The sequence below is a fragment of the Acinetobacter sp. ACNIH3 genome, from assembly GCF_002918965.1.
GTDB lineage: Bacteria > Pseudomonadota > Gammaproteobacteria > Pseudomonadales > Moraxellaceae > Acinetobacter > Acinetobacter schindleri.
The window spans coordinates 16277-39920 of sequence record NZ_PQLP01000002.1; the positions used below are offsets into that span (position 1 = coordinate 16277).

Genomic DNA, 23644 nt, shown 5'->3' on the forward strand with positions numbered 1-23644 from the left:
GCGTGGGCTTCAGGTGCAATGGAGAAAAGATACAGAATTGAGATTTAGTTGAGGATACGGATAATCTTGTCATTACGCTCATTGACTAGCACATAATCACCATTGATTTTGTACCACTGCTGGTTTCTGCCTGCATTTGGCAGACGGCGTGCTTCATAACCACTTACTTCAAAACGGCGGTTGTCATACTGGTTAGGCAGCTTTTGACCGACACGCCAGTCACGGCTTGGATTCACCACACGGTTGTTATAGCGTTTATCATTCCAGCGACGGTCATCACGGCGATCGTCCCATTTTTTCGCATCTTTATGATCCCAATGCGGTGCCGGTTTATGTGGCGCATAACGCGGATCATGTTGCGGTGCAGCCATTGCAGAAGTTGCAACTAAAGCACTCAAGGATAAAGCGATTGTTGTTAACACTTTTTTCATGGCATTCACCTGAATTCATCATTATCGTTTCGATGAGACTAAATTAGCGAATCAGTAGAGAGAAACCGTGAGGGCAATTTAGGCGAATTGTTAAATTTATGAAGAAAAAAAGAAGAATAAGAGGGAATTACAGGTTTTTTTAGTCAAGAACAGCATCCAATACCACCTAGCTAAAATAAAAAAGACCCAAACAAGTTGGGTCTATGAAAATGTGAGGATTTAATGTCCAAGAATTCGAATAATACTGTTGTTGTCCGAATCGACCAGAATGTATTCATTATTGACTTTATACCATTGCTGTCTGCGGTCAGGTTTTGGCAACTTGTGGTCTTTATATTCAACTTTATAACCATTACCGCGATAATGCTGTGGCATGACATAACCGGGTTGCCATTTCATTTGCTGTAAACGCTTTACACCACGCTCTTCACGCATACGGCGACGGTCTTCATGGTCATCATCTGCGCGATCACGGAATTTTTTAGACTGACCTTGACGTTGATCCATATGACGTTCATCATCAAAATGCGGCGCAGCATTGGCAACATTCGTCAGCATTAATGTACTGATAGACATTGTCAAAGCAACCAAAAGCTTTTTCATGGTGAACCCTCAATCAATTGTTCATTTTCTACAGTCTAATTTACGCAAAAATTGCAGAGAAACTGTGAAGATCAGGCATGTATTCTTTAAAGAATGCAGAGAGATTATGACTATGCCATGATTTCAGTAGTTTTTGAACACTTCATACAGGCTAAGCGCTTGAGAAGCTGTGAAATACTATCCTGAGACTAATGTATGGTGAGGTCAAGAGAAACCCGGTTGATTAGGGCAATTTATCTCCTGTATTCCAGTCGAATAGTACCTCAATATTTGCAGGTCTGAACTAGTTCCATTGTTCAGTCAAACCCTGTAACGACTGGATCGCTTCAGCCACACATTCCGCTTCAGTGGCATCATCTAAAGCTTGAATCAAGGTAGCTGATAATTGCAGGCTTTCAATATGGCGAATAGTCTCGATTTTACGTTTTTGGTCAGCCATGCTGGATTCTCCTTTATCTGGTCATCATCTTGAATACAGGTATCATAGCGCTCAGGCTTTAATTTGAAAAACCGAATAAAATTATTATTAGTATGTAAAAAACCGATTTATAGCTGTTTTTAATAGGTTTCCCGAATAAAAAAAGAACACGCTTGGCGTGCTCTTATATCGGTTTAAACCTGGCTTAGTAAGCGTAGTTCAGATCGGTATAGTCAGTCAGGGACTTCTGGATATGTGCATTAATAAAGGCACGTACATCATCCGTGGTCATGGGCTTGCCTTGATTGCTAATTACATGTTCGATATCCGGCTGATTTTCAATTTTAATGCGATACACAAAATGTTTAGCCAGACGGTAGCCATCATCCAGTTTTTCAATACCTGTCACATAGTAATAGGCATGTTCAAAGTTCAGATCGGTATGGGAAAAGATAAACTGCTCGAATAGTTTCAGCTTGCTGCCATTTTCGAGTGCCTTGATGTCGTCCACAATGCTGGCTTCAAACTTCACGCCGTATTTTTCAGAAACCGGCTGCTGATCAATCAGAAGTGACACCATGCCATCTTCCAAAGTGGTCACGGTGATGTTGTTTAGGTCAGTCATGTTGCACTCGAATCAAAATCTGTTAGCGATAGTATGGGTGAATTTTAACGAAACTCAATGCGACCAGGGTGGAGTCAGAGAAGATTTATGCATTATTTCTGTCTAAAATAGCAATGAAAAAGGGAGCCAAGGCTCCCTCATTTCAATCATGTTCACTTCAATCAGCAGTTAATCCTGCGCATCAATACTTTGACCATTCATATGCAGACTGTCATCACCCATCAGGTACAGATAAGCCGGCATAATCGATTCCGGGGTTGGCAAGGTTAGTGGATCTTCATCCGGATAGGCTTTAGAACGCATCGCAGTCCGGGTTGCACCCGGATTAATGCAGTTAAAACGCACATGTGGATGTACATTTTCTTTGGCAAACAGCTGGCTTACCGCTTCAATAGCAACCTTGGAAACTGAATAAGCTCCCCAGCGTTCACGCACCTGACGGCCTACACCTGAACTGGTAAAGACCACAGAAGCATGCTCAGATTTTTCGAGCAGAGGAAGCAGGGCCTGAGTCAGCACAAAGGGTGCACGCAGGTTGACAGCCATTACATCGTCCCAGACACCGGGGCTATAGTTTGCCAGTTCAATCCGTTCACCGAGCATGCCTGCATTATGCAGAATTCCGTCCAGACGACCAAACTGTTTACTCAGTGTTTCGAACAGGAGCTCGTAATCACGCTCAGAAGCACTGGAAAGCTGTAAAGGCAGAATTGCCGGGCGTGGTGCACCCAAACCTTCAATTTCATCGTAGATAACTTCAAGCTTGTTCAGGGTGCGACCATGCAGCACTACCGTCGCGCCATGCAGGGCATAGCTGATCGCTGCTGCACGTCCAATGCCATCGCCGGCACCTGTGATCAGGATAATACGATCCTTTAACAGGTCTGAGCGAGGTTGATATTCTGAATACTTCATGAACGACCTCCTTATTTCTTGCTTATTGTTGTGAAGTTTAATGTTCTGACCGGAACCTGAGTTTTAGCCGAGTACTGGCTTTAAAACCAGATCCTGAATTCGTTGATGTAATTCTTCTACACTATGCACGATACAATCCGCCTGCCAGGCGTTTAAATTATCTTTATGTTCTAAAGGCAGATAACCATAGGCTGCCAGAATAGTATACATATTGGCTGCACGTCCGGCATCGATATCACGTGGATGATCGCCGACATAGATACAGTCTTTAGCCGCCAGGTCAATCTGTTTTGCTGCCAGATACATTGGCTCCGGATCCGGTTTGGTACGGCCCACATCTTCCGGGCAGACCAGTACCGAACAGCGCTCTGAGAGATTCAATGCCGCAAGCAGCGATTCACTTAACCAGCGTGGTTTATTGGTGACAATACCCCAAGGAATACTGCGTGCTTCCAAAGCTTCCAGCAGTGGATACATGCCGTCAAACAGGTCAGTATCTACTGCAATATCGGCACCATACAGGTCTAAGAAACGCTGACGATGCGCCAGCAGGAGAGGATCTTCCAGCTCGAGTTCCGGATAGACCAGCTTGACCATGGCACGAGCACCTTCTGAAACCTGAGTGCGGATCAACTCTGGTGCTACTACTTCACGGCCTTCTTCACGGCACATATCCTGAATAATGCGGACAAAGTCGGCAGCAGTGTCAATTAAGGTACCATCGAGGTCAAAGAGAACTGCTTTCATTCAGCAGCTCCATTCGCCTGTTCTTTTGCCGTATAGACCATATAGTTAACATCTACATTTGGCGCTAACCAGTAACGTTTGGTCAGCGGGTTATAGTGCAGACCCGTCATATCTTTTAGTTTCAGACCAGCGTTGCGGATGTCATGCGCCAGTTCAGATGGTTTGATAAATTTGCTGTAATCATGCGTACCACGTGCCAGCATACGCAGCACATATTCTGCACCAATAATGGCAAACAGATATGACTTCGGATTACGGTTAATGGTCGAGAAGAACACATGACCGCCTGGTTTTACCAGCTTATGGCAAGCCTGAATGATCGATGCCGGATCTGGAACATGCTCCAGCATTTCCATGCAGGTCACCACATCGTATTGTCCTGCTTGTTCCTCGGCGAGTTGCTCAACAGGAACCTGACGGTATTGAATATTACTGACACCTTCCTGTTCCGCATGTAGACGTGCCACATTCAGTGGTGCTTCACCCATATCGATACCAAGCACATCAGCACCACGGCGTGCCATGCTTTCGGCCAGAATGCCACCGCCACAGCCTACATCCAGAACTTTTTTGCCGCTCAAGCCGCCAGCATGTTCGTCAATCCAGTTCAGACGTAGTGGATTAATCATGTGTAAAGGGCGGAACTCGGAATGCTGATCCCACCATATGGCTGCGAAAGCTTCAAATTTGGCAATTTCTTGTGGATCAACATTCAATTGCGACATCGGTGTCACCTCAATCAAGTCGTTATATTTTAAAAAAGTTCAATGTTGATTAGTGTAGCGCTTCCTGCAAAAAAAGCGATAAAAGCCTTAAAAAAGTTCACAGAATAAAAACGAAAGCCGCATATTTGATTTATAGTATCTGCATAAGCTAATCATAAAGATTTTGAGGATCATAATTCCAATGAAAAAATTTATTTTAGGCACTGTTGCTGCATCTGTTTTAGCATTTTCTGGCAGTGCGATGGCTAACTTTGTAGCAGGCCAAGACTATCAAGTGCTGGCTAAGCCAGTCAAAGTTGAAAAGCCAGGGAAAATCGAAGTACGTGAATTCTTCTGGTATGGCTGTGGTCACTGCTATACACTTGAACCGCATATGCAGGCCTGGTTGAAACAACTGCCTAAAGATATTCGTTTTGTCCGTACTCCAGCTGCGATGAACCCACTATGGGAACAGGCAGCACGTGCCTATTATGTGTCTGAAGCCCTAGGTGTTCGTCAAAAAGCGCACTTGCAGTTGTTCCATGATATCCATGCGAAGCAAAAACCAATTTTAGAACAAGCACAACTCGCCAAGTTCTATACCCGTTATGGTATTTCAGAAGCGAAATTTAACAGTACGTATAAATCATTCCCGATTTCTTCAAAAATCGCCCAGGCGAAAAATCTGGCCGCATCTTATCAGTTAACGGGTGTACCAGCCGTGACCGTGAATGGTAAGTATGTCGTTCAGGGTGATGATGCCAAAGTAATTCAGGTGGTAAATTTCCTGGTAGAAAAAGAGCGTAAGGCAAAATAATTTCTGCTGATCTTAAAAAAACCTGCACCTTGCTGCAGGTTTTTTATTGTTGAAAATATCTATTCTAGCTGCCTGAAGGCTGTTCATGCATGAATGTCCTGAAATAGCAGTTGCATCTGAATAACCGTCTGAGCTTTAAATTCTGCTGCGCGACTTTTTTGAAGATTGACATCTGACAGACCTTGAATACTCAGCCAACCCATCGCCCAATTCAAGGATAAATCCACGAGCATCTGGACCAGCAGCTTCAAGTGTTGAGGCGATTCGATTCCCTGAGCGGAATAAAGATTTCCCAGCTCATCGACCAGATCAGCAACTAAAAATTGCAGTTCTCGCTCAATACTGGTTCGCAAAAAGTCCGATCCGCCCCAACGTTCTGAACTAAAAAATAGCCATGGCTCAGGATGTTCTTCAACAGCCTGAAGGAAAAGCCCAATTGAGGTTTCAGTGTCTGAATGTACTTGATACAAGTAAGCTTCTACCAGCCGATTTAAGACACTTTTTAAATTAATGGCGACTTGGTCGAGCAGTTCCAGACCCAATTGCTGCATGTCCTTAAAATGCCGGTAGAACGCTGTCGGCACCAGTCCAACTTCACGGGACAGTTCACGCAGGCTGATATTGCTAAATGCACGACCACGGCTACTCAGTACCAGTGCGGCATCTAGTATTGCCTGATGACTTTGCTGTTTGCGTTCTGCACGTAAAGACATAAAAATCTTCTCGATATTTCCCTTTAAGTTTAACAAAAAATCGGCAATCACACAGCGCCATTCAGATGGCCTGATTTTGTATTTTGATCGAACAAGACTGAATTGATTTTGTAAATCATGCCAAGGGCCGGGCAATCTTGGCAGAGGCTTCTGTTATACTGAGCCGCAATTATTTTTCAGTCAAAGCAGGACTTATTTATGCGTATCGACCAGCGAGCATTAGATCAATTACGTGACATCAAAATTACCCGCAATTACACACGTTATGCGGAAGGTTCAGTATTGGTTGAATTTGGTCATACTAAAGTGCTTTGTACTGCCAGCATTGACAACTCGGTTCCCCGTTTCCTGAAAGGTCAGGGCCAAGGCTGGGTAACCGCAGAATATGGCATGCTGCCACGTTCAACACATACCCGTAGCGACCGTGAAGCGGCACGTGGCAAACAGAGTGGCCGTACTCAGGAAATCCAGCGTCTGATCGGCCGTAGCCTGCGCGCTATGGTGGACCTGAAAAAACTCGGTGAAAATACGATTACTATCGACTGTGATGTGATCCAGGCAGATGGCGGGACACGTACAGCCTCTATTACCGGTGCTGCGGTAGCATTGATTGATGCGATGAATGTGTTGCTTGAGAAGAAAAAAATCAAGCAAGATCCACTTAAAGGTCTGGTTGCTGCAATTTCTGTGGGTATCTTCAAAGATGAAGTATTACTGGATCTTTGCTATGAAGAAGATTCTAACTGCCAGACTGACCTGAATGTCGTGATGACCCAAGCTGGTGAATTCATTGAAATTCAGGGTACTGCAGAAGACAAGCCATTTACCCGTAGTCAATGCAATGACATGCTGGAAATGGCTGAGAAGGGCATCCAAGAGCTGATCAAGAAACAGCAAGAAGCTTTAGGCTGGTAATTTAGCTTCTAGTGAAAAACGCATCTTCGGATGCGTTTTTTTATGGGTATTCTTAGGCTTCAACATTGCCTCACAAAAATTGAACAGGACCTATCTACTGTATCGCTGTGTTTCGAGAGATGATTTTCAATCTACTTAACTATAGAGGGTCAACGTATGAAAATATTATTCATGGCACTTTCAGTCTGTACCGTTCTTGGTCTGACTGCCTGTGATAATAATTCCCGTGATGCAGATCGGGATGGTGCTTCTGCACCAGCAGGACAAAATACCAATTAGTCATCATACCCCCAGTGTCACTTCATTCATCTTTATTATTTTTTGTGCAAAAACTGCGCAAAAAAATCTAAAAATAAAAAAAGGGTGCTTCGCACCCTTCTTCTAACGCGTATTCAGCAAGATTTAGGCATTAAAGCGCATGGATAAATCAATTGCTTTCACATCCTTGGTCAGAACGCCCATCGAAATATAATCTACACCTGTACTAGCCACTTCACGTAAATTCTCAATCTTAATATTGCCCGAAGCTTCCAGTTTGCAACGACCTGCTACATGCTTCACCGCATCAATCATTTGCTGCTGGCTAAAATTATCCAGCATTACAATATCTGCCTTGGCTTCAAGTGCCTGATTTAACTCATCCCAGGTCTCTACTTCGACTTCTACCGGTTTACCTGGTGCAATCTGATGTGCCTTGGCAATGGCCTGTTCAATTCCACCAGCCGCCATAATGTGATTTTCTTTAATTAAAAAGGCATCGAACAGCCCTAGACGATGATTCTGACCACCCCCAATCGCTACGGCATATTTCTGTGCAATACGCAGGCCGGGAATGGTTTTACGGGTGTCTAATAGTTTGGTATTTAAACCTTCTAATTGTTTGACATAGCTTGCTGTTTTGGTCGCGACTGCAGACAGGGTTTGGACAAAATTCAATGCCGGACGTTCTACCGTGAGCAGGCTACGCGCAGAACCTGCCAGTTTCAGGAAGGTTTCATTGGCCCCGACACGATCACCGTCATTCTTCAGCCAGATCACTTCAATTTTTGGATCGTAGGCTTGAATCAAAGCATTCACCCAAGGTTGCCCAGCCAGCACCATATTCTCACGACTGATAATGGTGGCAGTCGCCTGTTCATCTTCAGGTGTTAGCATGGCAGTGATGTCACCATCACCAATGTCTTCAGCCAGCGCCTGTTGAATATTCATCTGAATCGACTGTTCTAGCAAAGCTTGAGATATGCTCATGAGTATTTCCGTATCTTTTGTAAGCCGTGAAAATTGCGCGTTATATTAGCACTGTTACATAAAAATGAGCGATTTTTCGTACAGTCATCACAGCTGAATTGAGATTTGGATACGAAAGTTTTAGCATTAAGCCAGCTGCATTGCGCAGCAGTCATTTTGATTGGGGATAGGAAAGTTTTTATGCAACAAGCACCTGCGTTTCATGTGAAGGATGGACAACTCATCGGTGCACGCCAGATTCCCTCACCCAATTTTAACCAGCGTCCGGAAAATACCGAGATTCAACTGATCGTGGTGCATAACATCAGCCTGCCGCCCTCGCAATTTGGCGGTGGTTATATTGAGCAGTTTTTCCAAAATCAGCTGGATTGGTCAGTACATCCTTATTTTCAGACCATTCAGGGCATGCAAGTCTCTACCCATCTGTTAATTCTGCGTAGCGGGGAAGTACTGCAGTTTGTCAATTTTAATGAGCGGGCCTGGCATGCGGGTCGTTCGACCTATCTCGCTAAGAAAGAATGCAATGATTATTCTATCGGGATTGAGCTTGAAGGCAGCGATGACCTTCCCTTCGAGCAGGCACAGTACGATGCACTGGTACAGGTGACGGCCTGTCTGCAAGCCCATTATCCAAAAATCCAGCAACATATTGCCGGACATTCTGATATTGCCCCGGGACGTAAAACTGATCCAGGCCTACATTTCAACTGGGTCGCATTCCGTGAACAATTGCATCATTATAAAAATACATCAATACCTGAATAGGAATGTGATAAAGCAATGAACTTCTGCCAGAAGTTTCATTACAATAGGCAAAATTTAAACATTAGGTGAACAGTATGGCGCTGTGGCGTTCGACCGTCATTGTCAGTGCGATGACCATGTTGTCACGGGTACTGGGTCTGGTCCGGGATATTGTACTGCTCAATGTCTTTGGTGCAGGCAAGGACTTCGATACCTTCGTGGTCGCATTCCGTATTCCCAATTTCTTCCGGCGTCTGTTTGCGGAAGGGGCTTTTTCACAGGCTTTTATTCCGGTACTGACCGAATATAAAACCACACGGACGCATGCCGAGGTACAGATCCTGATTAGTAGGGTATTTGGCTGTCTGTCTACCGTCATGAGCCTGCTGACCTTCGTGGCCATGGTGGCTGCACCCGCCATTATTTATGTCTATGCACCTGGCTTCCATGCAGATCCAGAGAAGTTCGCACTGGCATCGGACATGTTCCGCCTGACCATTCCTTATCTGCTGTTCATGTCACTGACGGCTTTTGCCAGCAGTATCCTGAACAGCTACGGTTCATTCACTACACCCGCTTTTGCACCTGTGCTTTTGAATGTGGCAATGATTGCCGGCGCCTTGTGGCTTACCCCGTATATGGCCGAACCGATCATGGCATTGGGTTGGGCAGTATTGATTGCGGGTGCTTTGCAACTGGCGATTCAGATTCCGGAACTGTGGCGCAAGAAACTGCTGATTCCACCCAAAATCGACTTCAAGCATGAAGGCGTAGACCGCATCATGAAACTGATGCTGCCAGCCCTGTTTGGTGTTTCAGTGACGCAGATCAACCTGTTGCTGAATACGATCTGGGCATCCTTTATGCAGGATGGTTCGGTATCCTGGCTTTACAGTGCTGAACGTATGACGGAGTTGCCATTGGGCTTGATTGGCGTGGCAATTGGTACCGTGATTCTGCCATCTTTATCGGCACGTCATGCCGAACAGGATCAGGTGAAATTCCGCAGTATGATCGACTGGGCGGCGAAAGTGATTGTAATGGTCGGCCTACCGGCCAGTATTGCACTGTTCATGCTTTCTACGCCGATCATTCAGGCACTGTTCCAGCGTGGCCAGTTTGATCTAGAAGATACCCAGATGACAGCAATGGCGCTCCAGTGTATGAGTGCTGGCGTGATTTCATTCATGTTGATTAAAGTTTTTGCACCAGGTTTCTATGCCCAGCAAGATACCAGAACACCGGTACGTGTCGGTTTAATTGCAGTAGCGGCTAACGCGATTCTGAACGTCATTTTTATTGGCTTCTTCAAGCTGATTGACTGGCATGCAGAACACATGGCATTAGCTTTAGCTTCTTCAGGTTCAGCTTTGGTCAATGCCGGAATGCTATATTTCTATCTGCACAAGCGTGATATTTTCCGTTTTGGTGGTCACTGGAAAAAGCTCATGTTGCAGTTTGGTTTTGCCAACTGTGCCATGATCGCTGCGCTGGCATATGCATTGACTTGGTATAATGGTGAGGTATCGCAATGGATCCGTGTGACTGAAGTCATCGGGCTGTGTATTGTCGGAGTCACAGTTTATCTGCTTGCATTGGTATTGACCGGTTTCCGACCACGACATCTGAAACCATAAAATTCATGCAAAAAAATAAGAGCCATGAGGCTCTTATTTTTTACTTCTTATTCCATCGGTAGATGGTCTTGAGTCAGGACAAAATCCGTTACTCTAGACCTTACCGCGGGACAAGAAACCAACAATTGCAAGAATAACCGCAATTACCAACAGAATAATCGCGAAATCCTTAGACAGACCGGCTACTCCACCAAAACCCAGTAAACTGGCAATCAATGCAATAACAGCGAATATAATAGCCCAACGAAACATCTTTGAATCTCCATGTGTTTTTATTCTCAAAATTAGTATAGGGACAATAAGCTCTTCAAACTGTTAACCTTTTGTTGATAATCTGTCTAATAGTTAGTAATCGTGTGAGTATAGTTATCAGATGCTTACAGTACGTTTATTTTGTGCAGGGGTGCTATAATATATTGCTCCTGTCTCATCTCTGCCTGCTGTTATGACTGATACTTTGCGTCCTGAATTCTGGAAACACTATACCCTGAACGAGCTGAAGCCTCAGGAGTGGGAAGCATTGTGTGATGGCTGCGGGCTCTGCTGTCTCATTAAATTTGAAGATGAAGATACTCAGGAAGTCACCTATACACGCGTTGCCTGTAAACTGCTTGACTGTCAGACCGCGCGCTGTTCAGATTATCCCAACCGTTTACAATTCGTGCCTGACTGTATTCAGCTCACGCCTGAAAAATTGGCGGCTATTCACTGGTTACCAGCCAGTTGTGCCTATCGCCGGGTGGCTGAAGGAAAACACTTGCCGTCTTGGCATTACCTGATCAGCGGTTCACGTGAAAGTGTCATTAAAGCGCGCAAGTCAGCCGCGGGCCGCTGTCTGAGTGAGCTCGAAGTCGATGAAGACGAAATGGAAGATCATATTGTGCGCTGGGTGCGCTAGAAGTTTCGTTCTAACACACAGTGCTATGCAGTAATTGCTGTGCTGCACTACCCGCCATTGGCCGATAGAAATAAAAACCTTGTCCGATCTGGCAGTCACAATTAATCAGGGTAGAAAGTTGCTCGGTATTTTCAATACCTTCTACCAGCACATCAAGCTCAATACTGGACCCAATCTGGGTAATAGCTTTGACAATTGCCAGTGCCGAGGGATCAGTATTCAGGCGTTCCACAAAGTTACGGTCAATCTTGATACAGTCCACCGGATATTCCTGTAAACGGGTCAGCGAAGAATGGCCAGTACCGAAATCATCTAAAGAAATATGAATGCCCGCCTGTTTTAACAAGTTCAGTGCGCGAATAACATAATTAGCTCCCCGTTCTGACAGACTTTGTTCGGTAATTTCCAGTTCAACCTTGTCTGCCGAAATATCGAAGCGAGACAGCCGTTCTAATAACTTTTCAGCATAATCGTCACGCAGGAATTCGACAGGCGCTGCGTTGATCGAGATTGGCAGAACTTCTAAGCCTTGTTCCTGCCATTGGGTCATATCTTCAAAGACTTTCAGCTGCATGGTTTCGCTGATTCTTGAGGCCAGTTCATAGTCCTGAAAGGCACAGAAAATACGGGATGGCAGCTGAACCTGGTGGTACTGATCTTTCCAGCGCAGCAGTGCTTCAAAACCAATCACCGCACCATCGGACAGGCGTACCTTGGGTTGATAGTAAGGAATAATCTGGTTTGAATTGATAATTTTACGTGCCAAAATTAGTTGACGGGTCATCTTGTCCAGCGATTCAAACATTTCCTGACTGAACATGCGGATGCCACCGCGACCACTGTTTTTCAGATCATTGAGTGCGATATCGGCACACTTTAATAAGTTAGAACTGTTGATGGCATCACGGGGATAAATGGCACCACCAACACTGATGCCACTATTAATACTTCTACCGGCATAACTGATCGGTATTTCCATCTGCTGACAGACCTTTTTAGCCACCTCTAACAGCTGTGATTCATGCTCAAGATTTTGGACCAAGACAGCAAATTCATCACCCCCTAAACGGGAGACGATGGCTTCAGGTCCAAGATTGTTCTTGAAACGTTCCCCCAGGACATGTAAAAGATGGTCACCGGCAATATGCCCCAAGGTGTCATTGATATGCTTGAAATAGTCTAGGTCAATCAGGAGCAGCCCGGCTTGGCTCTGTTGTTGCCGTGCTCTGAACAGGACGCGTTTAAACTGTTTATAGAAAGTGCCGCGATTATATAGTCCAGTCAGCTCATCAATTTCTGTGACTGCTTTCAGCCGGGTTTCTACCTGTTTTTGCTGGCTGACATTACGTGAAACACACAGAATCTGTCGAGTCACATTGTGTTCATCCACGATTGGAGTGAGTAAATTATCCCAATACTCTGGTGCTTGACCCTGTAGCTGGCTAGTGCCAGAAAAACGGGCATTCATGCCTTGGGCAGCACGCTTTAGCGCACGCCTGCCAGATGGACGGACCTCGGCAGGCAGCAGATTCAGCCAGGACATACCAAAATGCTGTTCGGTTTCAGACAGTCCCAAAGCCTGTCGGCCAGAACGGTTTACATGACTCAATTTACCATCAGGCGTCATGATTTTAATGCAGTCTAAGCTTGCATCTAGCATATTTTGCTGAGTAGCAATGATCTGAGAGAGTTGCTGCTGGATTTCAAAATAATCATGCACATCGGTCAGGGTGATAGCCCAGTGCAGCAGGCTACCCGTTTCATAATGAAACTTCATGTTCAGCAAACACATACGATAACCGTGATCCAATTTCTGGATCCGGCATTGCAGTTCTGCATTCTGACGTTTATTCAGTGCAGTATGCCATTCGCTAATAAAATTAGATAAATCATCAGGATGAATAAACTGTTGCCAGTATTCCCGACCGTACTCATTCAGGTCAATCCCGAGATAGTCCTGCATGGCCGTATTAAAATATTCAATCTCATCCCGAGTCTGCAACCACATTGGTTGAGGGAGGGCATCAGCAAAATCCTGGATATATGTCAGCTCTGGGCCAGTGGTCGACCTGAATGTGTCTGACGGTAAACAATCCGGTGATTCAAACCGGGCAAAAGTGTCCAAATTCTGCTTATCAAATTCCATGTATTCACCGATACAGAGGTTTTATTTGATCTAACCCCGGACCCACTTATCTATTATTAGAATAAAAGAACATTCATTCAGCGCTAGCTGATCTAAAAAGAATATGATCAAATTTGTATGAAGATGCAAGGTCTAATTCACTTGAAATGATAAAAAATATTGTCATACGTTGGTACAGAGACAGAAGCTAGACAAACTTCATATTCGGAATTAAAAACAGCTAATGCTAGAATGCAAACAGATTAAAAGTGAGCCCATTATAAAATGTCAGACAGCCATATCCCTCTTCCTGAACGTTTGAGGCCACGTGACCTCAGGGAAATTATTGGACAGGATCACCTGCTAGGTGAAAATGCACCTTTACGTCAGATGATTGATCAGGGGCATTTACCGTCTATCATTTTCTGGGGTCCACCCGGTGTGGGCAAAACTACAATTGCACTTTTACTGGCACAGGCAGTGGACCGGCCCTTTGTCAGTCTGTCTGCACTAAATACCGGGGTGAAAGAACTTCGTGAAGTCATTGCGGACGGTGGTGATCTGCTGACACCCGTGGTGTTTATTGACGAGATTCACCGCTTTAATAAGTCTCAGCAGGATGCTTTGTTAAATGCGGTCGAAAAAGGCAAGATTACCCTGATTGGTGCCACCACCGAAAACCCATCTTTTGAAGTCAACAGTGCCTTGTTGTCACGCTGTCAGGTTTATAGTCTAAACGCTTTAAGTGCCGAGGCAATTGAGACTTTATTGACTCAGGCGATTCAGTCTGATCGTTTCTTACAAGAACGTCATATCCAGATTGAAGAATTCGATGCCCTGATCCAGTTTGCAGCAGGAGATGCACGTAAAGCACTTAATTTGCTAGATCTGGTTGCCAGCACCTTTGAACCGGATATGGAAAATATCATCACCAACACGGTGGTGGTAAAGGTAGCGCAGCAAAATATTGCCCGCTATGATAAGTCTGGTGAGCAGCACTATGATCTGGTCTCAGCCTTTATCAAATCGATTCGTGGCAGTGATCCGGACGCAGCACTATACTGGATGGCACGGATGTTAAAGGGTGGTGAAGATCCAGTCTTTATTGCACGCCGTATGCTGATTGCCGCCTCTGAAGATATTGGTAACTCCAATCCAAATGCATTGTTACTGGCGGGAGAATGCTTCCGTTCTGTTCAGGCCGTTGGAATGCCGGAATGCCGGATTATTTTAGGACAATGTGCAGTTTATCTGGCCACCAGTGCCAAGAGCAATAGCACCTATCTGGCCATCAATAAAGCCATGGAATTGGCAGATAAAACTTCTCATCTGCCAGTACCATTACATTTACGTAATGCACCGACCAAGCTGATGAAAGAGCAGGGCTATGGTGTAGATTATCTGTATCCACATAATTATCCAGAACATTTTGTACTACAGGATTATATGCCACCGGAACTGAAAGGAACCAGGCTATATGAGTCAGCACGAAATAAACGTGAGGTTGAAGGAGAACGCTTACAGCAACGCCGCTGGCAACAACAGCAACAGCAGCAATAAAAATTTCTACGGATATCTACGGTTTATCCTTTTAGGTGTCTATTTTTATCGGTTTTCCTGCCAAAAGCTGTACGATCAACTCAGGCTGAACTCAGTCGCAAGTCCATTACTTTTTTAGAAACTTAAAAAGGTGTGCAAAAAAAAGCCCAGTTCAGGGAGAACCGGGCTGAAAATAGGATGTCCTTGGGGGAGATACATCCTAGAGGGTAGAAAAAATTCTGATCGGCAAGTCTGGCGAAAATAACTTCTAATGCCATGACCTCGCCTGCTATAGAAATGATTTTAAGAGCTTTGATCAGAGATGTAAAACTGATTATTTTTATTAATAGAATTCATTTTTTCGATGATTGTAGAAGGCAATAAAAAACCGAGCTAGGCAGCCCGGTTTTCGATTTGATTCTGCTGAGCAGATTGCAGCAATTCATCCATTTTATGGCGAATTCGACCTTCAATTTTGCGTACATTCTTGGCATTCAGAGATTTACTCATGGCACGTAGCGGGATAAACAGTTTATCTCCCATACCATCAACCAGGACAAACTCCGGTTTACCACTGCGCTTTTCACTGTACATGATGCCGGCAATATTCACTTCCCCATAAACAATATGCAGATCGCAGCAGGCATCAAAAAATTCATTCAGTGCTTTGGCATGTGTGTCATTAAACTCGCCAGTACGGCAGAGTTCGTGCAGGGTAATGCCGTTGCCATTTGGACTGATAATTTTCTCGACAACCAGCCCTAAGCCCTGATCTGTTTCCACAAAGCCATAGGGTGTTTCAATCGGGAAACTAAAAATGTTGTGCTTATAATGATTTTTACACAGCTGTAGGTATTGCAATACTTCACGGCGAAATTGCTTATATACACCTTGAGCATGCCCACGTTTAAAACGGCCGAGATGTGCCCATTCACCGTTATCATTGATGCGGTTTGGATTCATCACTTTAATGGCTTTACTTTCATCAGTCGGATGCTGATAAACCAGTTTATAACCGCCTTTACCTAGAAGGGTAAAATCATTAAGTTGATACATCATGAAGACCTGAATAAAATAAATGGGAGAATTTTTAACCGTAATGTAACATAAAATACACGAAAAAGCCCACCCAATACCCTTGGTGAAAGGAGTACACGATGGTAACCGCTTGAGAAATAAATCAAATAACTGAGTGGTTCAGCTCAAAAAAATTGTAAATTAAGCTTCGAGCAGCTTCTGCATCTGCGCTTTAATTTTAGCCTCAACTTTACGCACATTTTTAGCATTAATACGCTTGCTCATGGCACGTAATGGAATAAGCAGTTTTTCACCCATACCATCGACCAGAACAAATTCAGGTTTATTATGCCGCTGTTCGGTATACATGATGCCGGCAATATTCACTTCACCATAGACAATATGCAGGTCACAACACTGATCAAAGAAGAGATCCAAAGCCTGTGCATGCTTCTCGGTAAATTGTTTTTCACGACAAAGCTCATGCAGGGTAATTCCTCTGCCATTTGGGCTGATAATTTTTTCAACGACTAGCCCCAAACCTTTATCGGTCTGAACAAAGCCATACGGAGTTTCAACAGGAAACTCAAACTGGTTATATTGATAGTTGTTCTTGCATAATTGCAGGTATTGCAATAACTCACGGCGGAACTGTTTATACGCCCCTTGAGACAACTGGCGCTTGATCTTGCCATGACCTTTCCAGCCCCCATCAATATCTACACGATCCGGATTCATGATCTTGATAATCTTATCGTCTTGCTCGGGGTGCTGAAAAACAATTTTTGAGCATCCTTGGCCCAGACGGGTAAGTTCATCAATTTTATACATCATGTAATGTTCCTGATAAGTCGAGGGATCTCATCCTAGGCCGATGGCGAAATGGACAGATGGGTTAATGCTACCTAAAAATAAGAAAAATTTCATGTGCTGACATGGAAATGATATTTAAACCGATGATTTGCAAAAGCATAAAAACAAAAAACCGAGCCTTTCAGCCCGGTTTTTTGAATCTATCGATAACAGATCAGATATTGTCTAAATCAATACCTAAACGTGCAGCAACTTCTTCATACGCTTCAACCACACCGCCCAGGCCTTGGCGGAAACGGTCTTTGTCTAGTTTTTTCTTGGTATCTTTGTCCCATAGACGGCAACCGTCTGGAGAGAATTCATCACCCAGTACGATACGGTCGTGGAACACACCGAATTCAAGTTTGAAGTCAACCAGAAGCATATTGCCGGCTTCGAATAATGCTTTAAGCACTTCGTTCACTTGGTAAGTCAGTTCTTTCATTTTTGCCAGTTGTTCAGCAGTTGCCCAACCCAGAGCAATCGCTTGAGATTCGTTCACCATTGGATCGCCAAGGGCGTCATCTTTAAAGAACAATTCGAATGTAGGAGGTGTTAACTCTTTACCTTCTTCAACACCAAGACGACGGCATAAAGAACCCGCAGCATAGTTACGTACAACACACTCTACTGGAATCATTTTGAGTTTTTTTACCAATACTTCGTTTGGCGTTAATAGCTTCTCAAAATGAGTTTCAATACCAGCAGCAGCCAGCTTTTCCATGATGAAGGCGTTAAAACGGTTATTCACCTTACCTTTACGATCCAGTTGTTCGATCTTTTCGCCATTGAATGCTGACGCATCGTCACGAAAAACTAAAATCAGGTGGTCTTCACTGTCTGTGGTATAGACAGATTTCGCTTTACCAGTATAGAGCAAGGTTTGTTTTAACATGAGGGAACCTTCTACAAAAAAAAATGCCTAGAAAATGTCTAGGCTGGCCAATTTTGGTAAATCTGGTTTAACAGTTCTGCTGCTTTTTCGCGATCGGCAAAACTGTTATCAGGATTAAACACAGCCAGGGTGTTACTCGAACCTGCAGGAGAGAGTCTTAAAACATAGGTCTGCTGATCGACCTTAATCGTTACCTGGTAACGATCTTTGCTTTGACCAACGATGGAATGGTTAAGGCTGCTGAGCGTGGCAAGAGTGTATTGCCATATTGTAGCAGCATTTCCATCAATTTTGAGCAACGGATTTTGGTTTCCATCCATCACCAGTTGCGGCTTTCCTGTTATATCTGTAACAGTTTCATCAGCTTGAGTTGAACGAACTGGCTCAGCAGAAGGGCGTGGCAGGGCAAAACGGTTGCCACGTTCATTTTCCAGTTTTGGTGCATGTTCAATCGCAAGCGGATCTACTGTCGGAGCAGGATACAATGGCGTTGCAGGACGAACCATAGCACCTTCAGGGTATTGCAGAGGCTCTAGCGTAGTGGTGTCCTTGTAATCCAAAGTGCCATTTTTAAAGGCCATTGAACTACAACCCGCTAAACTGAATGCTGAAAGGGCAAGGATAAGTCCTAAACGTAATTGCATAGTATTGTGCTCTTATTTAATGACGCCCGCTGCAGCAAGTGCTTCATGAAGCGGAGCGCGATATTGTTCTGCAAGTGGTGTTAACGGCAGGCGAATACCTGTACCGATGAGGCCCATGTCATGGAGTGCCCATTTCACAGGAATTGGATTCGATTCGCAAAATAAAATATTGTGTAAATTTGCAACCTGAGCGTTAAGTGCTTCAGCGTGAGCATCAGCACCGCGAATAGCAGCGGCACACACTTCGCTCATGGCTTTTGGTGCAATATTGGCAGTTACAGAAATGTTACCTTTCGCACCATGTGCCATCAGCTGATATGCCGTTGCATCATCACCAGAATAGACGGTCATGTCTTTGCCTTGTAAGCCAGCAATCAGTGCAGCACCGCGTTCAACATCACCTGTCGCATCTTTAACACCGACAATTTGCGGGATATCTGCCAGACGAATCACTGTTTCATTTGACATGTCCACACCGGTACGGCCTGGTACGTTGTACAGGATCTGCGGCAGGTCTACTGCTTCAGCAATCGCTTTATAGTGCTGATACAGGCCTTCTTGAGTTGGCTTGTTGTAATACGGAGTGACTAGCAGTGCAGCATCTGCGCCCAGGTCTTTAGCTTCCTGGGTCAGCTCAATAGCTTCACGTGTTGAGTTTGCGCCTGTGCCGGCAATGATTGGAATGCGTTTGTTCGCGACACGAATGATTTCTTTGATCACTTGCGTGTGTTCACTCATGCTGAGTGTAGACGCTTCACCTGTTGTACCAACCGCGACAATACTGTTGGTGCCCTCTGCAATGTGCCACTCAACCAGCTTCTCGAGACCCTTCCAATCTACGCTGCCATCTTCAAACATAGGGGTGACGATTGCGACAATGGAACCCTGAATGGTCTGTGCTTGCTGAGTCATTTTAAAAAACTATCCTATTTGTCCATCCGAAGAGAATGAGAAAACATATTTGGGATGGGTTTGTATTTTGATTTGTAGCAAATTCAATGCATTTGCGCCGAATTGAATATTGCGTATGCAAATTATGACTGATCAGCAGCATAAGAACAATATGCTTTGCTGAAAGCCACTCAATTCTTTATACAAAGCTCTGTAACAACAAGCAAGCAATAAAAAGAATGAAGCTTCTTGTAAAACGATAAAAAGAGAAGAGTATTTTCACATGGTCTGGATAATTGGACACTTAAATAGAATTGTCATATAAATGACTGTTTAAGTAAGTTATTACATTGAAAATTCAAATAGTTAAGCGATTTTTTAAGATTTATAAATGATTATCCAATAGCTAAAACATATCAATAATACAAGGATAGACATAGTTAAAAATGCCTTAAAATCCCTGTAATGATTCTTTTTAGATATTAGTGAATCCTTAGATATTTATTGAATGTTGGATTTTTTTAGCTGATCTGTAAGCCTTAAATCCTTAAACAGGAATTTTCTGGCAATGACAATAATTGTTTTTGCGACTTTCTAAGGATTGTATCTCAAACAACAGCACCGACTCCTGTATCTGTATATCCCACTAAAACATTCAACTTATTGGTAGTTAAATCCGACTTCGGTCTCATAGATGATGACGGCTCTATTTGAACGCTGATTGAACAAGGATAATCCAATGGAAAAATCAGATAATAAGCATGCTATCGTCACGGTCGCGATCTGTTTTCTGATTGCAGTGATTGAAGGCTTAGATATTCAGGCTGCAGGTATTGCAGCAGCGGGTATTCGTGAGCATTTTGGTCTCGATAGCTCACAATTGGGTGTATTTTTCAGTGCAGGGATTCTGGGCCTATTGCCTGGTGCACTGGTCGGTGGTCGTATTGCGGACCGTATTGGCCGTAAGACTGTTTTGATCTGGTCTACAGCGGTGTTCGCTGTATTCACACTTTGTACAGTATGGGTCAATAGCTTTAACTCATTATTGGCTGTACGTTTCTTGGCAGGTGCGGGTCTCGGGGCGGCAATGCCAATCTTGATTACGCTTGCATCTAAAGCTGTAACACCTGCAAATCGTGGTCGTGCAGTCGGCTTGATGTACTGTGGTATGCCAGTCGGTGCAGCAATTCTGTCACTGATTGCAGCGACTGAATTTGGTGCAAACTGGAAAAACATTTTTTACCTCGGGGGATTATTACCAATCATCGTGATTCCAGTGATGATGTTCTTATTGCCTGAGTCTAAAGAGTACTTAAAAGCGAAAGATCTAGCAGAAAATGCACCTGCTGATGCTGCGCCTAAAGGTGCGTTTAAAGACCTGTTTAACTCACAAAACCTGCTACGTACCATGTTCATCTGGGTAAGCTACTTCTTCACATTGATGGTGGTATACATCATGCTGAGCTGGTTGCCATCTCTATTTCAAGAACTTGGCTTCACACGTAAAGAAGGTGCTACTGCTCAGTTCTACTTCATGCTAAGTGCGACTGTAGGTACAGTGATTCTAGTTGTGTTAACTGACCGCTGGAAGAAAGCTTACGTGATTCTATTAATGTACGGCGGTATCTTGGCCGGTCTATTGGCGCTAAACGCTGCAGGTTCATTAACACAAATGTACATGGCATCAGCGCTAGTGGGTGCATTCGTTATTGGCTGTCAAGGTGTATTGTATGCCTTCGGTGGTATCGTTTACCCAACAGAAGTTCGTGGTACGGGTGTTGGTGTTGGTGTTGCATCAGCAGTAGGCCGTATTGGGGCAATGCTTGGACCAGCAATTGCAGGTAGTCTGTTAACTGCAGGCTTCGGTGCGGCAGGTGTAATCTCAGCAGCGATCCCATGTATTATTATCTCAGCAGTATTCATGTTGTTCTTGGTTCGTAAAATGAACAGTACGGCATAAGCGAAACTGAATAAAAAAACCCGCAGGATGCGGGTTTTTTTATGTCTCAAAGAATGATTCAAACGACATGAATTAATGTCTTAAAACCTATGTCGCTATTCGAATTCAGCCATATTTGTCATGATTGCACTGAAAAATAATTACAAATAGGAAAGAGTGCTTGGCTCAAAAACTGCGCATTTCCTATAACAACATCAAAACTATACGCTATGGATCATTCAGGGCAAAATTCAGCTTGAGTTACCTCATCTCCTTGAAACTCAAACACGCTCTCTCTCTGGACGGGCATGGCTCAACTTTGAAGATCAAGCCTATATGGATGATGTCAATCTATAGATCAATGTCTTTAAGCTTGATGCAATGCCGAAATATTTTGATTGGCTATATACGACGTTATACACGGGCTTATTTTTACTTTCATGTGGCATCGCTAGGTAAAGCCAAAATCTACTTACGTTTTTGTGCGCCATTTGGCCCAAGAATTGCCCGAATATGATTTTTGTCAGAATGCGCAGTCATTCTATTTTTGTCACCGGGACTAAAAAACAGCATGGTTTTTAGGCTATGCTTGGGCATCATCAAAATTTCAAGGAATGAGAGCGTATGCAGCAGAATGCCGCGTTGATTGTTGTGGATGTTCAGAAGGGATTTACCCCGGGAGGTAATCTGGCAGTCGCAGGTGCGGATCAGATTATTCCGAATATCAATCAACTAGGACAATACTTTAGTAATATTGTACTGACCCAGGACTGGCATCCAGAAAATCACATTTCCTTTGCAGCTCATCATCCTGACAAAGCTACCTATGACACGATCCAGCTAGAGTATGGCCCTCAGGTGCTCTGGCCAAGCCACTGTGTGCAGGGCACTGCGGATGCTGAACTGCATCCAGAATTGGATCTGCCACAAGCGCAGCTGATTATTCGCAAAGGCTTTCATCAAAATATCGACAGTTACTCTGCTTTTATGGAAGCAGACCGGAAAACCAGTACCGGTCTGGCAGGTTATCTGCGAGAACGTGGTATCGATACGGTATTTATTGTTGGAATTGCCACCGATTTCTGTGTGGCGTGGACGGCGATGGATGCCTGCAAACTGGGCTTTAAGTCCTATGTCATTGCGGATGCTACTAAAGGCATTGACCTGAATGGTTCACTGCAACATGCCTGGCAGGACATGCTGGCTCAAGGAGTAAAAAGGATTTATCTGAAAGATATAATCGATGTGGCCTAAGCGCTGGCTTTTTATTTTTGAGCTGATCTGCTTTCAGACGAGTTGATATATTTATATATTTTGAGGCATCAAACGATGCCTCGATTTCCTTTTAAATGCCCCCGGATTTCCCCATGTCAGCACTCCTTCAATTTAGCCAGTTTGTCCAAAAGACCTTTGCTTTGTGGGTGATTCTGTTTTCTGCCATTGCCCTGATGCTACCGGAGCTTTTTGTCTGGCTACGTGCCTATATTCCCTGGATGTTGGGACTGATCATGTTGGGTATGGGCATGACCATGACAGTAGGCGATTTTAAAAGTGTGCTGCAGAGTCCAAAAGCAGTGGCAATTGGGGTAGTGGCCCAGTTTATGGTGATGCCAGGGCTGGCTTTTCTCCTATGTCAGCTGTTTCAGCTCCCGGCTGAAATTGCGATTGGGGTAATCCTAGTTGGTTGCTGCCCGGGTGGAACGGCATCCAATGTGATTACCTACATGGCCAAAGGCAATACAGCCCTGTCTGTGGCCTGTACTTCGGTTTCAACTTTGCTAGCACCTGTTTTAACGCCGACTATTTTCTATCTGCTGGCCAGTCAGTGGATTGAGATCAATGCCTGGTCAATGCTGGTATCAATTCTGCAAGTGGTATTATTTCCGATTATTTTAGGCCTGATTATCCGTGCCATTTTAAAGGCTAAAGTTGATGCTTATATCCAGGTAATGCCACTGATCTCGGTGATTGCGATTGTCGCAATTGTCGCCGCAATTATTGCTGGCAGTAAAACCCAGATTCTGGAATCCGGACTAATGATTTTAGGCATTGTTGCCTTACACAATGGCCTGGGTTATTTGCTTGGTTATTGGGCTAGCAGAATCTTCAAACTGGCTGAAATTGACTGCCGTGCGGTGTCGATTGAAGTGGGCATGCAGAACTCAGGGCTAGGTGTGGCTTTGGCTGCAACCCATTTTGCTGCATCTCCCATCACAGCCGTACCGAGTGCCATTTTTAGCTTATGGCACAATATTTCTGGACCAGCCTTGGCCACTTATTGGGCAGCCAGAAAACCCGCTGAGACTGATCAGCAGAACTGATGCCAG

At 44.3% G+C, this 23644-nt stretch carries 26 protein-coding genes; 10 read left to right on the plus strand and 16 right to left on the minus strand.

The features are described 5' to 3' along the window. Positions 1-44: 44 nt before the first annotated feature. From C3420_RS01490 to ubiG, 7 genes are all read right to left on the minus strand, one after another. A complete protein-coding gene (locus tag C3420_RS01490; RefSeq protein ID WP_048882123.1) occupies positions 45-431 on the minus strand; it encodes an RcnB family protein in 387 nt (128 codons plus the stop codon). A 219-nt stretch (positions 432-650) separates the two neighbouring features. Continuing rightward, positions 651-1034, minus strand: a complete 384-nt coding sequence (locus tag C3420_RS01495; protein WP_004813917.1) for an RcnB family protein — start codon at positions 1032-1034, stop codon at positions 651-653. Positions 1035-1317: 283 nt separating this feature from the next. Continuing rightward, complete coding sequence (locus C3420_RS17345) at positions 1318-1473, minus strand: hypothetical protein (protein ID WP_167367438.1); 156 nt, start codon at positions 1471-1473, stop codon at positions 1318-1320. A gap of 184 nt (positions 1474-1657) precedes the next feature. Continuing rightward, a complete protein-coding gene (locus tag C3420_RS01500; protein ID WP_004813913.1) occupies positions 1658-2077 on the minus strand; it encodes a hypothetical protein in 420 nt (139 codons plus the stop codon). Positions 2078-2245: 168 nt separating this feature from the next. Next, a complete protein-coding gene (locus tag C3420_RS01505; RefSeq protein WP_004813911.1) occupies positions 2246-2992 on the minus strand; it encodes a YciK family oxidoreductase in 747 nt (248 codons plus the stop codon). A 63-nt stretch (positions 2993-3055) separates the two neighbouring features. Further along, positions 3056-3739, minus strand: coding sequence for an HAD family hydrolase (locus C3420_RS01510; protein ID WP_004813910.1), 684 nt, complete (start codon positions 3737-3739; stop codon positions 3056-3058). Continuing rightward, positions 3736-4464: a bifunctional 2-polyprenyl-6-hydroxyphenol methylase/3-demethylubiquinol 3-O-methyltransferase UbiG gene (ubiG, locus tag C3420_RS01515; RefSeq protein ID WP_048882125.1), complete on the minus strand. Its 729-nt coding sequence runs from the start codon at positions 4462-4464 to the stop codon at positions 3736-3738. The genes C3420_RS01510 and ubiG overlap by 4 nt, the downstream gene beginning before the upstream one ends. Before the next feature lie 181 nt (positions 4465-4645). Between ubiG and C3420_RS01520 the strand changes: the two genes are divergently transcribed. Continuing rightward, the gene (locus C3420_RS01520; RefSeq protein ID WP_103799795.1) at positions 4646-5260 is read left to right on the plus strand and encodes a thiol:disulfide interchange protein DsbA/DsbL; all 615 of its coding nucleotides are present in this window, start codon (positions 4646-4648) and stop codon (positions 5258-5260) included. A gap of 83 nt (positions 5261-5343) precedes the next feature. Here C3420_RS01520 and C3420_RS01525 read toward each other — a convergent pair whose 3' ends face one another. Continuing rightward, a complete protein-coding gene (locus C3420_RS01525) occupies positions 5344-5973 on the minus strand; it encodes a TetR family transcriptional regulator (RefSeq protein ID WP_103799794.1) in 630 nt (209 codons plus the stop codon). Between the two features lie 198 nt (positions 5974-6171). Between C3420_RS01525 and rph the strand changes: the two genes are divergently transcribed. Together rph and C3420_RS17765 are read left to right on the plus strand one after the other, a co-directional pair. Next, positions 6172-6888 carry a ribonuclease PH gene (gene rph / locus C3420_RS01530; RefSeq protein ID WP_004813903.1) on the plus strand — a complete coding sequence of 239 codons (717 nt, stop codon included), beginning with the start codon at positions 6172-6174 and terminating at the stop codon, positions 6886-6888. A 156-nt stretch (positions 6889-7044) separates the two neighbouring features. After that, positions 7045-7167, plus strand: a complete 123-nt coding sequence (locus tag C3420_RS17765; RefSeq protein ID WP_004813902.1) for a hypothetical protein — start codon at positions 7045-7047, stop codon at positions 7165-7167. A gap of 123 nt (positions 7168-7290) precedes the next feature. Here the strand turns inward: C3420_RS17765 and nadC are convergent, their stop codons facing one another. Then, positions 7291-8136, minus strand: coding sequence for a carboxylating nicotinate-nucleotide diphosphorylase (gene nadC, locus C3420_RS01535; protein WP_103799793.1), 846 nt, complete (start codon positions 8134-8136; stop codon positions 7291-7293). A 180-nt stretch (positions 8137-8316) separates the two neighbouring features. On the opposite strand from nadC, the gene ampD reads away from it, so the two are divergent. Together ampD and murJ are read left to right on the plus strand one after the other, a co-directional pair. Next, positions 8317-8901, plus strand: coding sequence for a 1,6-anhydro-N-acetylmuramyl-L-alanine amidase AmpD (gene ampD / locus C3420_RS01540; protein ID WP_103799792.1), 585 nt, complete (start codon positions 8317-8319; stop codon positions 8899-8901). 65 nt (positions 8902-8966) lie between these two features. After that, the gene (murJ, locus tag C3420_RS01545) at positions 8967-10517 is read left to right on the plus strand and encodes a murein biosynthesis integral membrane protein MurJ (protein WP_171294431.1); all 1551 of its coding nucleotides are present in this window, start codon (positions 8967-8969) and stop codon (positions 10515-10517) included. Positions 10518-10610: 93 nt separating this feature from the next. Here the strand turns inward: murJ and C3420_RS01550 are convergent, their stop codons facing one another. Then, a complete protein-coding gene (locus C3420_RS01550; RefSeq protein WP_004647174.1) occupies positions 10611-10769 on the minus strand; it encodes a DUF1328 domain-containing protein in 159 nt (52 codons plus the stop codon). A 193-nt stretch (positions 10770-10962) separates the two neighbouring features. Between C3420_RS01550 and C3420_RS01555 the strand changes: the two genes are divergently transcribed. Beyond that, positions 10963-11415, plus strand: coding sequence for a YcgN family cysteine cluster protein (locus C3420_RS01555; protein WP_005220481.1), 453 nt, complete (start codon positions 10963-10965; stop codon positions 11413-11415). Between the two features lie 10 nt (positions 11416-11425). Here C3420_RS01555 and C3420_RS01560 read toward each other — a convergent pair whose 3' ends face one another. Further along, positions 11426-13561 carry a putative bifunctional diguanylate cyclase/phosphodiesterase gene (locus tag C3420_RS01560; protein WP_103799790.1) on the minus strand — a complete coding sequence of 712 codons (2136 nt, stop codon included), beginning with the start codon at positions 13559-13561 and terminating at the stop codon, positions 11426-11428. Between the two features lie 264 nt (positions 13562-13825). Between C3420_RS01560 and C3420_RS01565 the strand changes: the two genes are divergently transcribed. Then, entirely contained in the window at positions 13826-15100 is a 1275-nt protein-coding gene (locus tag C3420_RS01565; RefSeq protein WP_103799789.1) for a replication-associated recombination protein A, read from the plus strand. Between the two features lie 372 nt (positions 15101-15472). Here the strand turns inward: C3420_RS01565 and C3420_RS01570 are convergent, their stop codons facing one another. The 5 genes from C3420_RS01570 to dapA form a co-directional block, all read right to left on the minus strand. Beyond that, complete coding sequence (locus C3420_RS01570) at positions 15473-16138, minus strand: YrbL family protein (protein ID WP_103799788.1); 666 nt, start codon at positions 16136-16138, stop codon at positions 15473-15475. A 159-nt stretch (positions 16139-16297) separates the two neighbouring features. Further along, entirely contained in the window at positions 16298-16930 is a 633-nt protein-coding gene (locus tag C3420_RS01575; protein ID WP_048882133.1) for a YrbL family protein, read from the minus strand. A gap of 193 nt (positions 16931-17123) precedes the next feature. After that, positions 17124-17843, minus strand: coding sequence for a phosphoribosylaminoimidazolesuccinocarboxamide synthase (gene purC / locus C3420_RS01580; RefSeq protein WP_005220503.1), 720 nt, complete (start codon positions 17841-17843; stop codon positions 17124-17126). A gap of 38 nt (positions 17844-17881) precedes the next feature. Continuing rightward, positions 17882-18487 (minus strand): hypothetical protein, encoded by a 606-nt coding sequence (locus C3420_RS01585; protein ID WP_004890926.1) that lies wholly within the window; start codon positions 18485-18487, stop codon positions 17882-17884. 12 nt (positions 18488-18499) lie between these two features. After that, complete coding sequence (dapA, locus tag C3420_RS01590; protein WP_076752845.1) at positions 18500-19399, minus strand: 4-hydroxy-tetrahydrodipicolinate synthase; 900 nt, start codon at positions 19397-19399, stop codon at positions 18500-18502. A 718-nt stretch (positions 19400-20117) separates the two neighbouring features. On the opposite strand from dapA, the gene mhpT reads away from it, so the two are divergent. From mhpT to C3420_RS01605, 3 genes are all read left to right on the plus strand, one after another. After that, positions 20118-21338, plus strand: a complete 1221-nt coding sequence (gene mhpT / locus C3420_RS01595) for a 3-(3-hydroxy-phenyl)propionate transporter MhpT (protein WP_103799787.1) — start codon at positions 20118-20120, stop codon at positions 21336-21338. A 603-nt stretch (positions 21339-21941) separates the two neighbouring features. Next, entirely contained in the window at positions 21942-22571 is a 630-nt protein-coding gene (gene pncA / locus C3420_RS01600) for a bifunctional nicotinamidase/pyrazinamidase (RefSeq protein WP_004813881.1), read from the plus strand. Positions 22572-22684: 113 nt separating this feature from the next. After that, on the plus strand, positions 22685-23638 hold the full coding sequence (locus tag C3420_RS01605; protein WP_103799786.1) for a bile acid:sodium symporter family protein: 954 nt from the start codon (positions 22685-22687) through the stop codon (positions 23636-23638). Positions 23639-23644: the final 6 nt, after the last annotated feature.

Excerpts from the sequence above, each read along its gene's own strand:
- C3420_RS01490 (WP_048882123.1), bottom strand. The coding sequence starts at position 431 with ATGAAAAAAGTGTTAACAACAATCGCTTTATCCTTGAGTGCTTTAGTT.
- C3420_RS01495 (WP_004813917.1), bottom strand. The coding sequence starts at position 1,034 with ATGAAAAAGCTTTTGGTTGCTTTGACAATGTCTATCAGTACATTAATG.
- C3420_RS17345 (WP_167367438.1), bottom strand. The coding sequence starts at position 1,473 with ATGGCTGACCAAAAACGTAAAATCGAGACTATTCGCCATATTGAAAGC.
- C3420_RS01500 (WP_004813913.1), bottom strand. The coding sequence starts at position 2,077 with ATGACTGACCTAAACAACATCACCGTGACCACTTTGGAAGATGGCATG.
- C3420_RS01505 (WP_004813911.1), bottom strand. The coding sequence starts at position 2,992 with ATGAAGTATTCAGAATATCAACCTCGCTCAGACCTGTTAAAGGATCGT.
- C3420_RS01510 (WP_004813910.1), bottom strand. The coding sequence starts at position 3,739 with ATGAAAGCAGTTCTCTTTGACCTCGATGGTACCTTAATTGACACTGCT.
- ubiG (WP_048882125.1), bottom strand. The coding sequence starts at position 4,464 with ATGTCGCAATTGAATGTTGATCCACAAGAAATTGCCAAATTTGAAGCT.
- C3420_RS01520 (WP_103799795.1), top strand. The coding sequence starts at position 4,646 with ATGAAAAAATTTATTTTAGGCACTGTTGCTGCATCTGTTTTAGCATTT.
- C3420_RS01525 (WP_103799794.1), bottom strand. The coding sequence starts at position 5,973 with ATGTCTTTACGTGCAGAACGCAAACAGCAAAGTCATCAGGCAATACTA.
- rph (WP_004813903.1), top strand. The coding sequence starts at position 6,172 with ATGCGTATCGACCAGCGAGCATTAGATCAATTACGTGACATCAAAATT.
- C3420_RS17765 (WP_004813902.1), top strand. The coding sequence starts at position 7,045 with ATGAAAATATTATTCATGGCACTTTCAGTCTGTACCGTTCTTGGTCTG.
- nadC (WP_103799793.1), bottom strand. The coding sequence starts at position 8,136 with ATGAGCATATCTCAAGCTTTGCTAGAACAGTCGATTCAGATGAATATT.
- ampD (WP_103799792.1), top strand. The coding sequence starts at position 8,317 with ATGCAACAAGCACCTGCGTTTCATGTGAAGGATGGACAACTCATCGGT.
- C3420_RS01550 (WP_004647174.1), bottom strand. The coding sequence starts at position 10,769 with ATGTTTCGTTGGGCTATTATATTCGCTGTTATTGCATTGATTGCCAGT.
- C3420_RS01555 (WP_005220481.1), top strand. The coding sequence starts at position 10,963 with ATGACTGATACTTTGCGTCCTGAATTCTGGAAACACTATACCCTGAAC.
- C3420_RS01560 (WP_103799790.1), bottom strand. The coding sequence starts at position 13,561 with ATGGAATTTGATAAGCAGAATTTGGACACTTTTGCCCGGTTTGAATCA.
- C3420_RS01565 (WP_103799789.1), top strand. The coding sequence starts at position 13,826 with ATGTCAGACAGCCATATCCCTCTTCCTGAACGTTTGAGGCCACGTGAC.
- C3420_RS01570 (WP_103799788.1), bottom strand. The coding sequence starts at position 16,138 with ATGATGTATCAACTTAATGATTTTACCCTTCTAGGTAAAGGCGGTTAT.
- C3420_RS01575 (WP_048882133.1), bottom strand. The coding sequence starts at position 16,930 with ATGATGTATAAAATTGATGAACTTACCCGTCTGGGCCAAGGATGCTCA.
- purC (WP_005220503.1), bottom strand. The coding sequence starts at position 17,843 with ATGTTAAAACAAACCTTGCTCTATACTGGTAAAGCGAAATCTGTCTAT.
- C3420_RS01585 (WP_004890926.1), bottom strand. The coding sequence starts at position 18,487 with ATGCAATTACGTTTAGGACTTATCCTTGCCCTTTCAGCATTCAGTTTA.
- dapA (WP_076752845.1), bottom strand. The coding sequence starts at position 19,399 with ATGACTCAGCAAGCACAGACCATTCAGGGTTCCATTGTCGCAATCGTC.
- mhpT (WP_103799787.1), top strand. The coding sequence starts at position 20,118 with ATGGAAAAATCAGATAATAAGCATGCTATCGTCACGGTCGCGATCTGT.
- pncA (WP_004813881.1), top strand. The coding sequence starts at position 21,942 with ATGCAGCAGAATGCCGCGTTGATTGTTGTGGATGTTCAGAAGGGATTT.
- C3420_RS01605 (WP_103799786.1), top strand. The coding sequence starts at position 22,685 with ATGTCAGCACTCCTTCAATTTAGCCAGTTTGTCCAAAAGACCTTTGCT.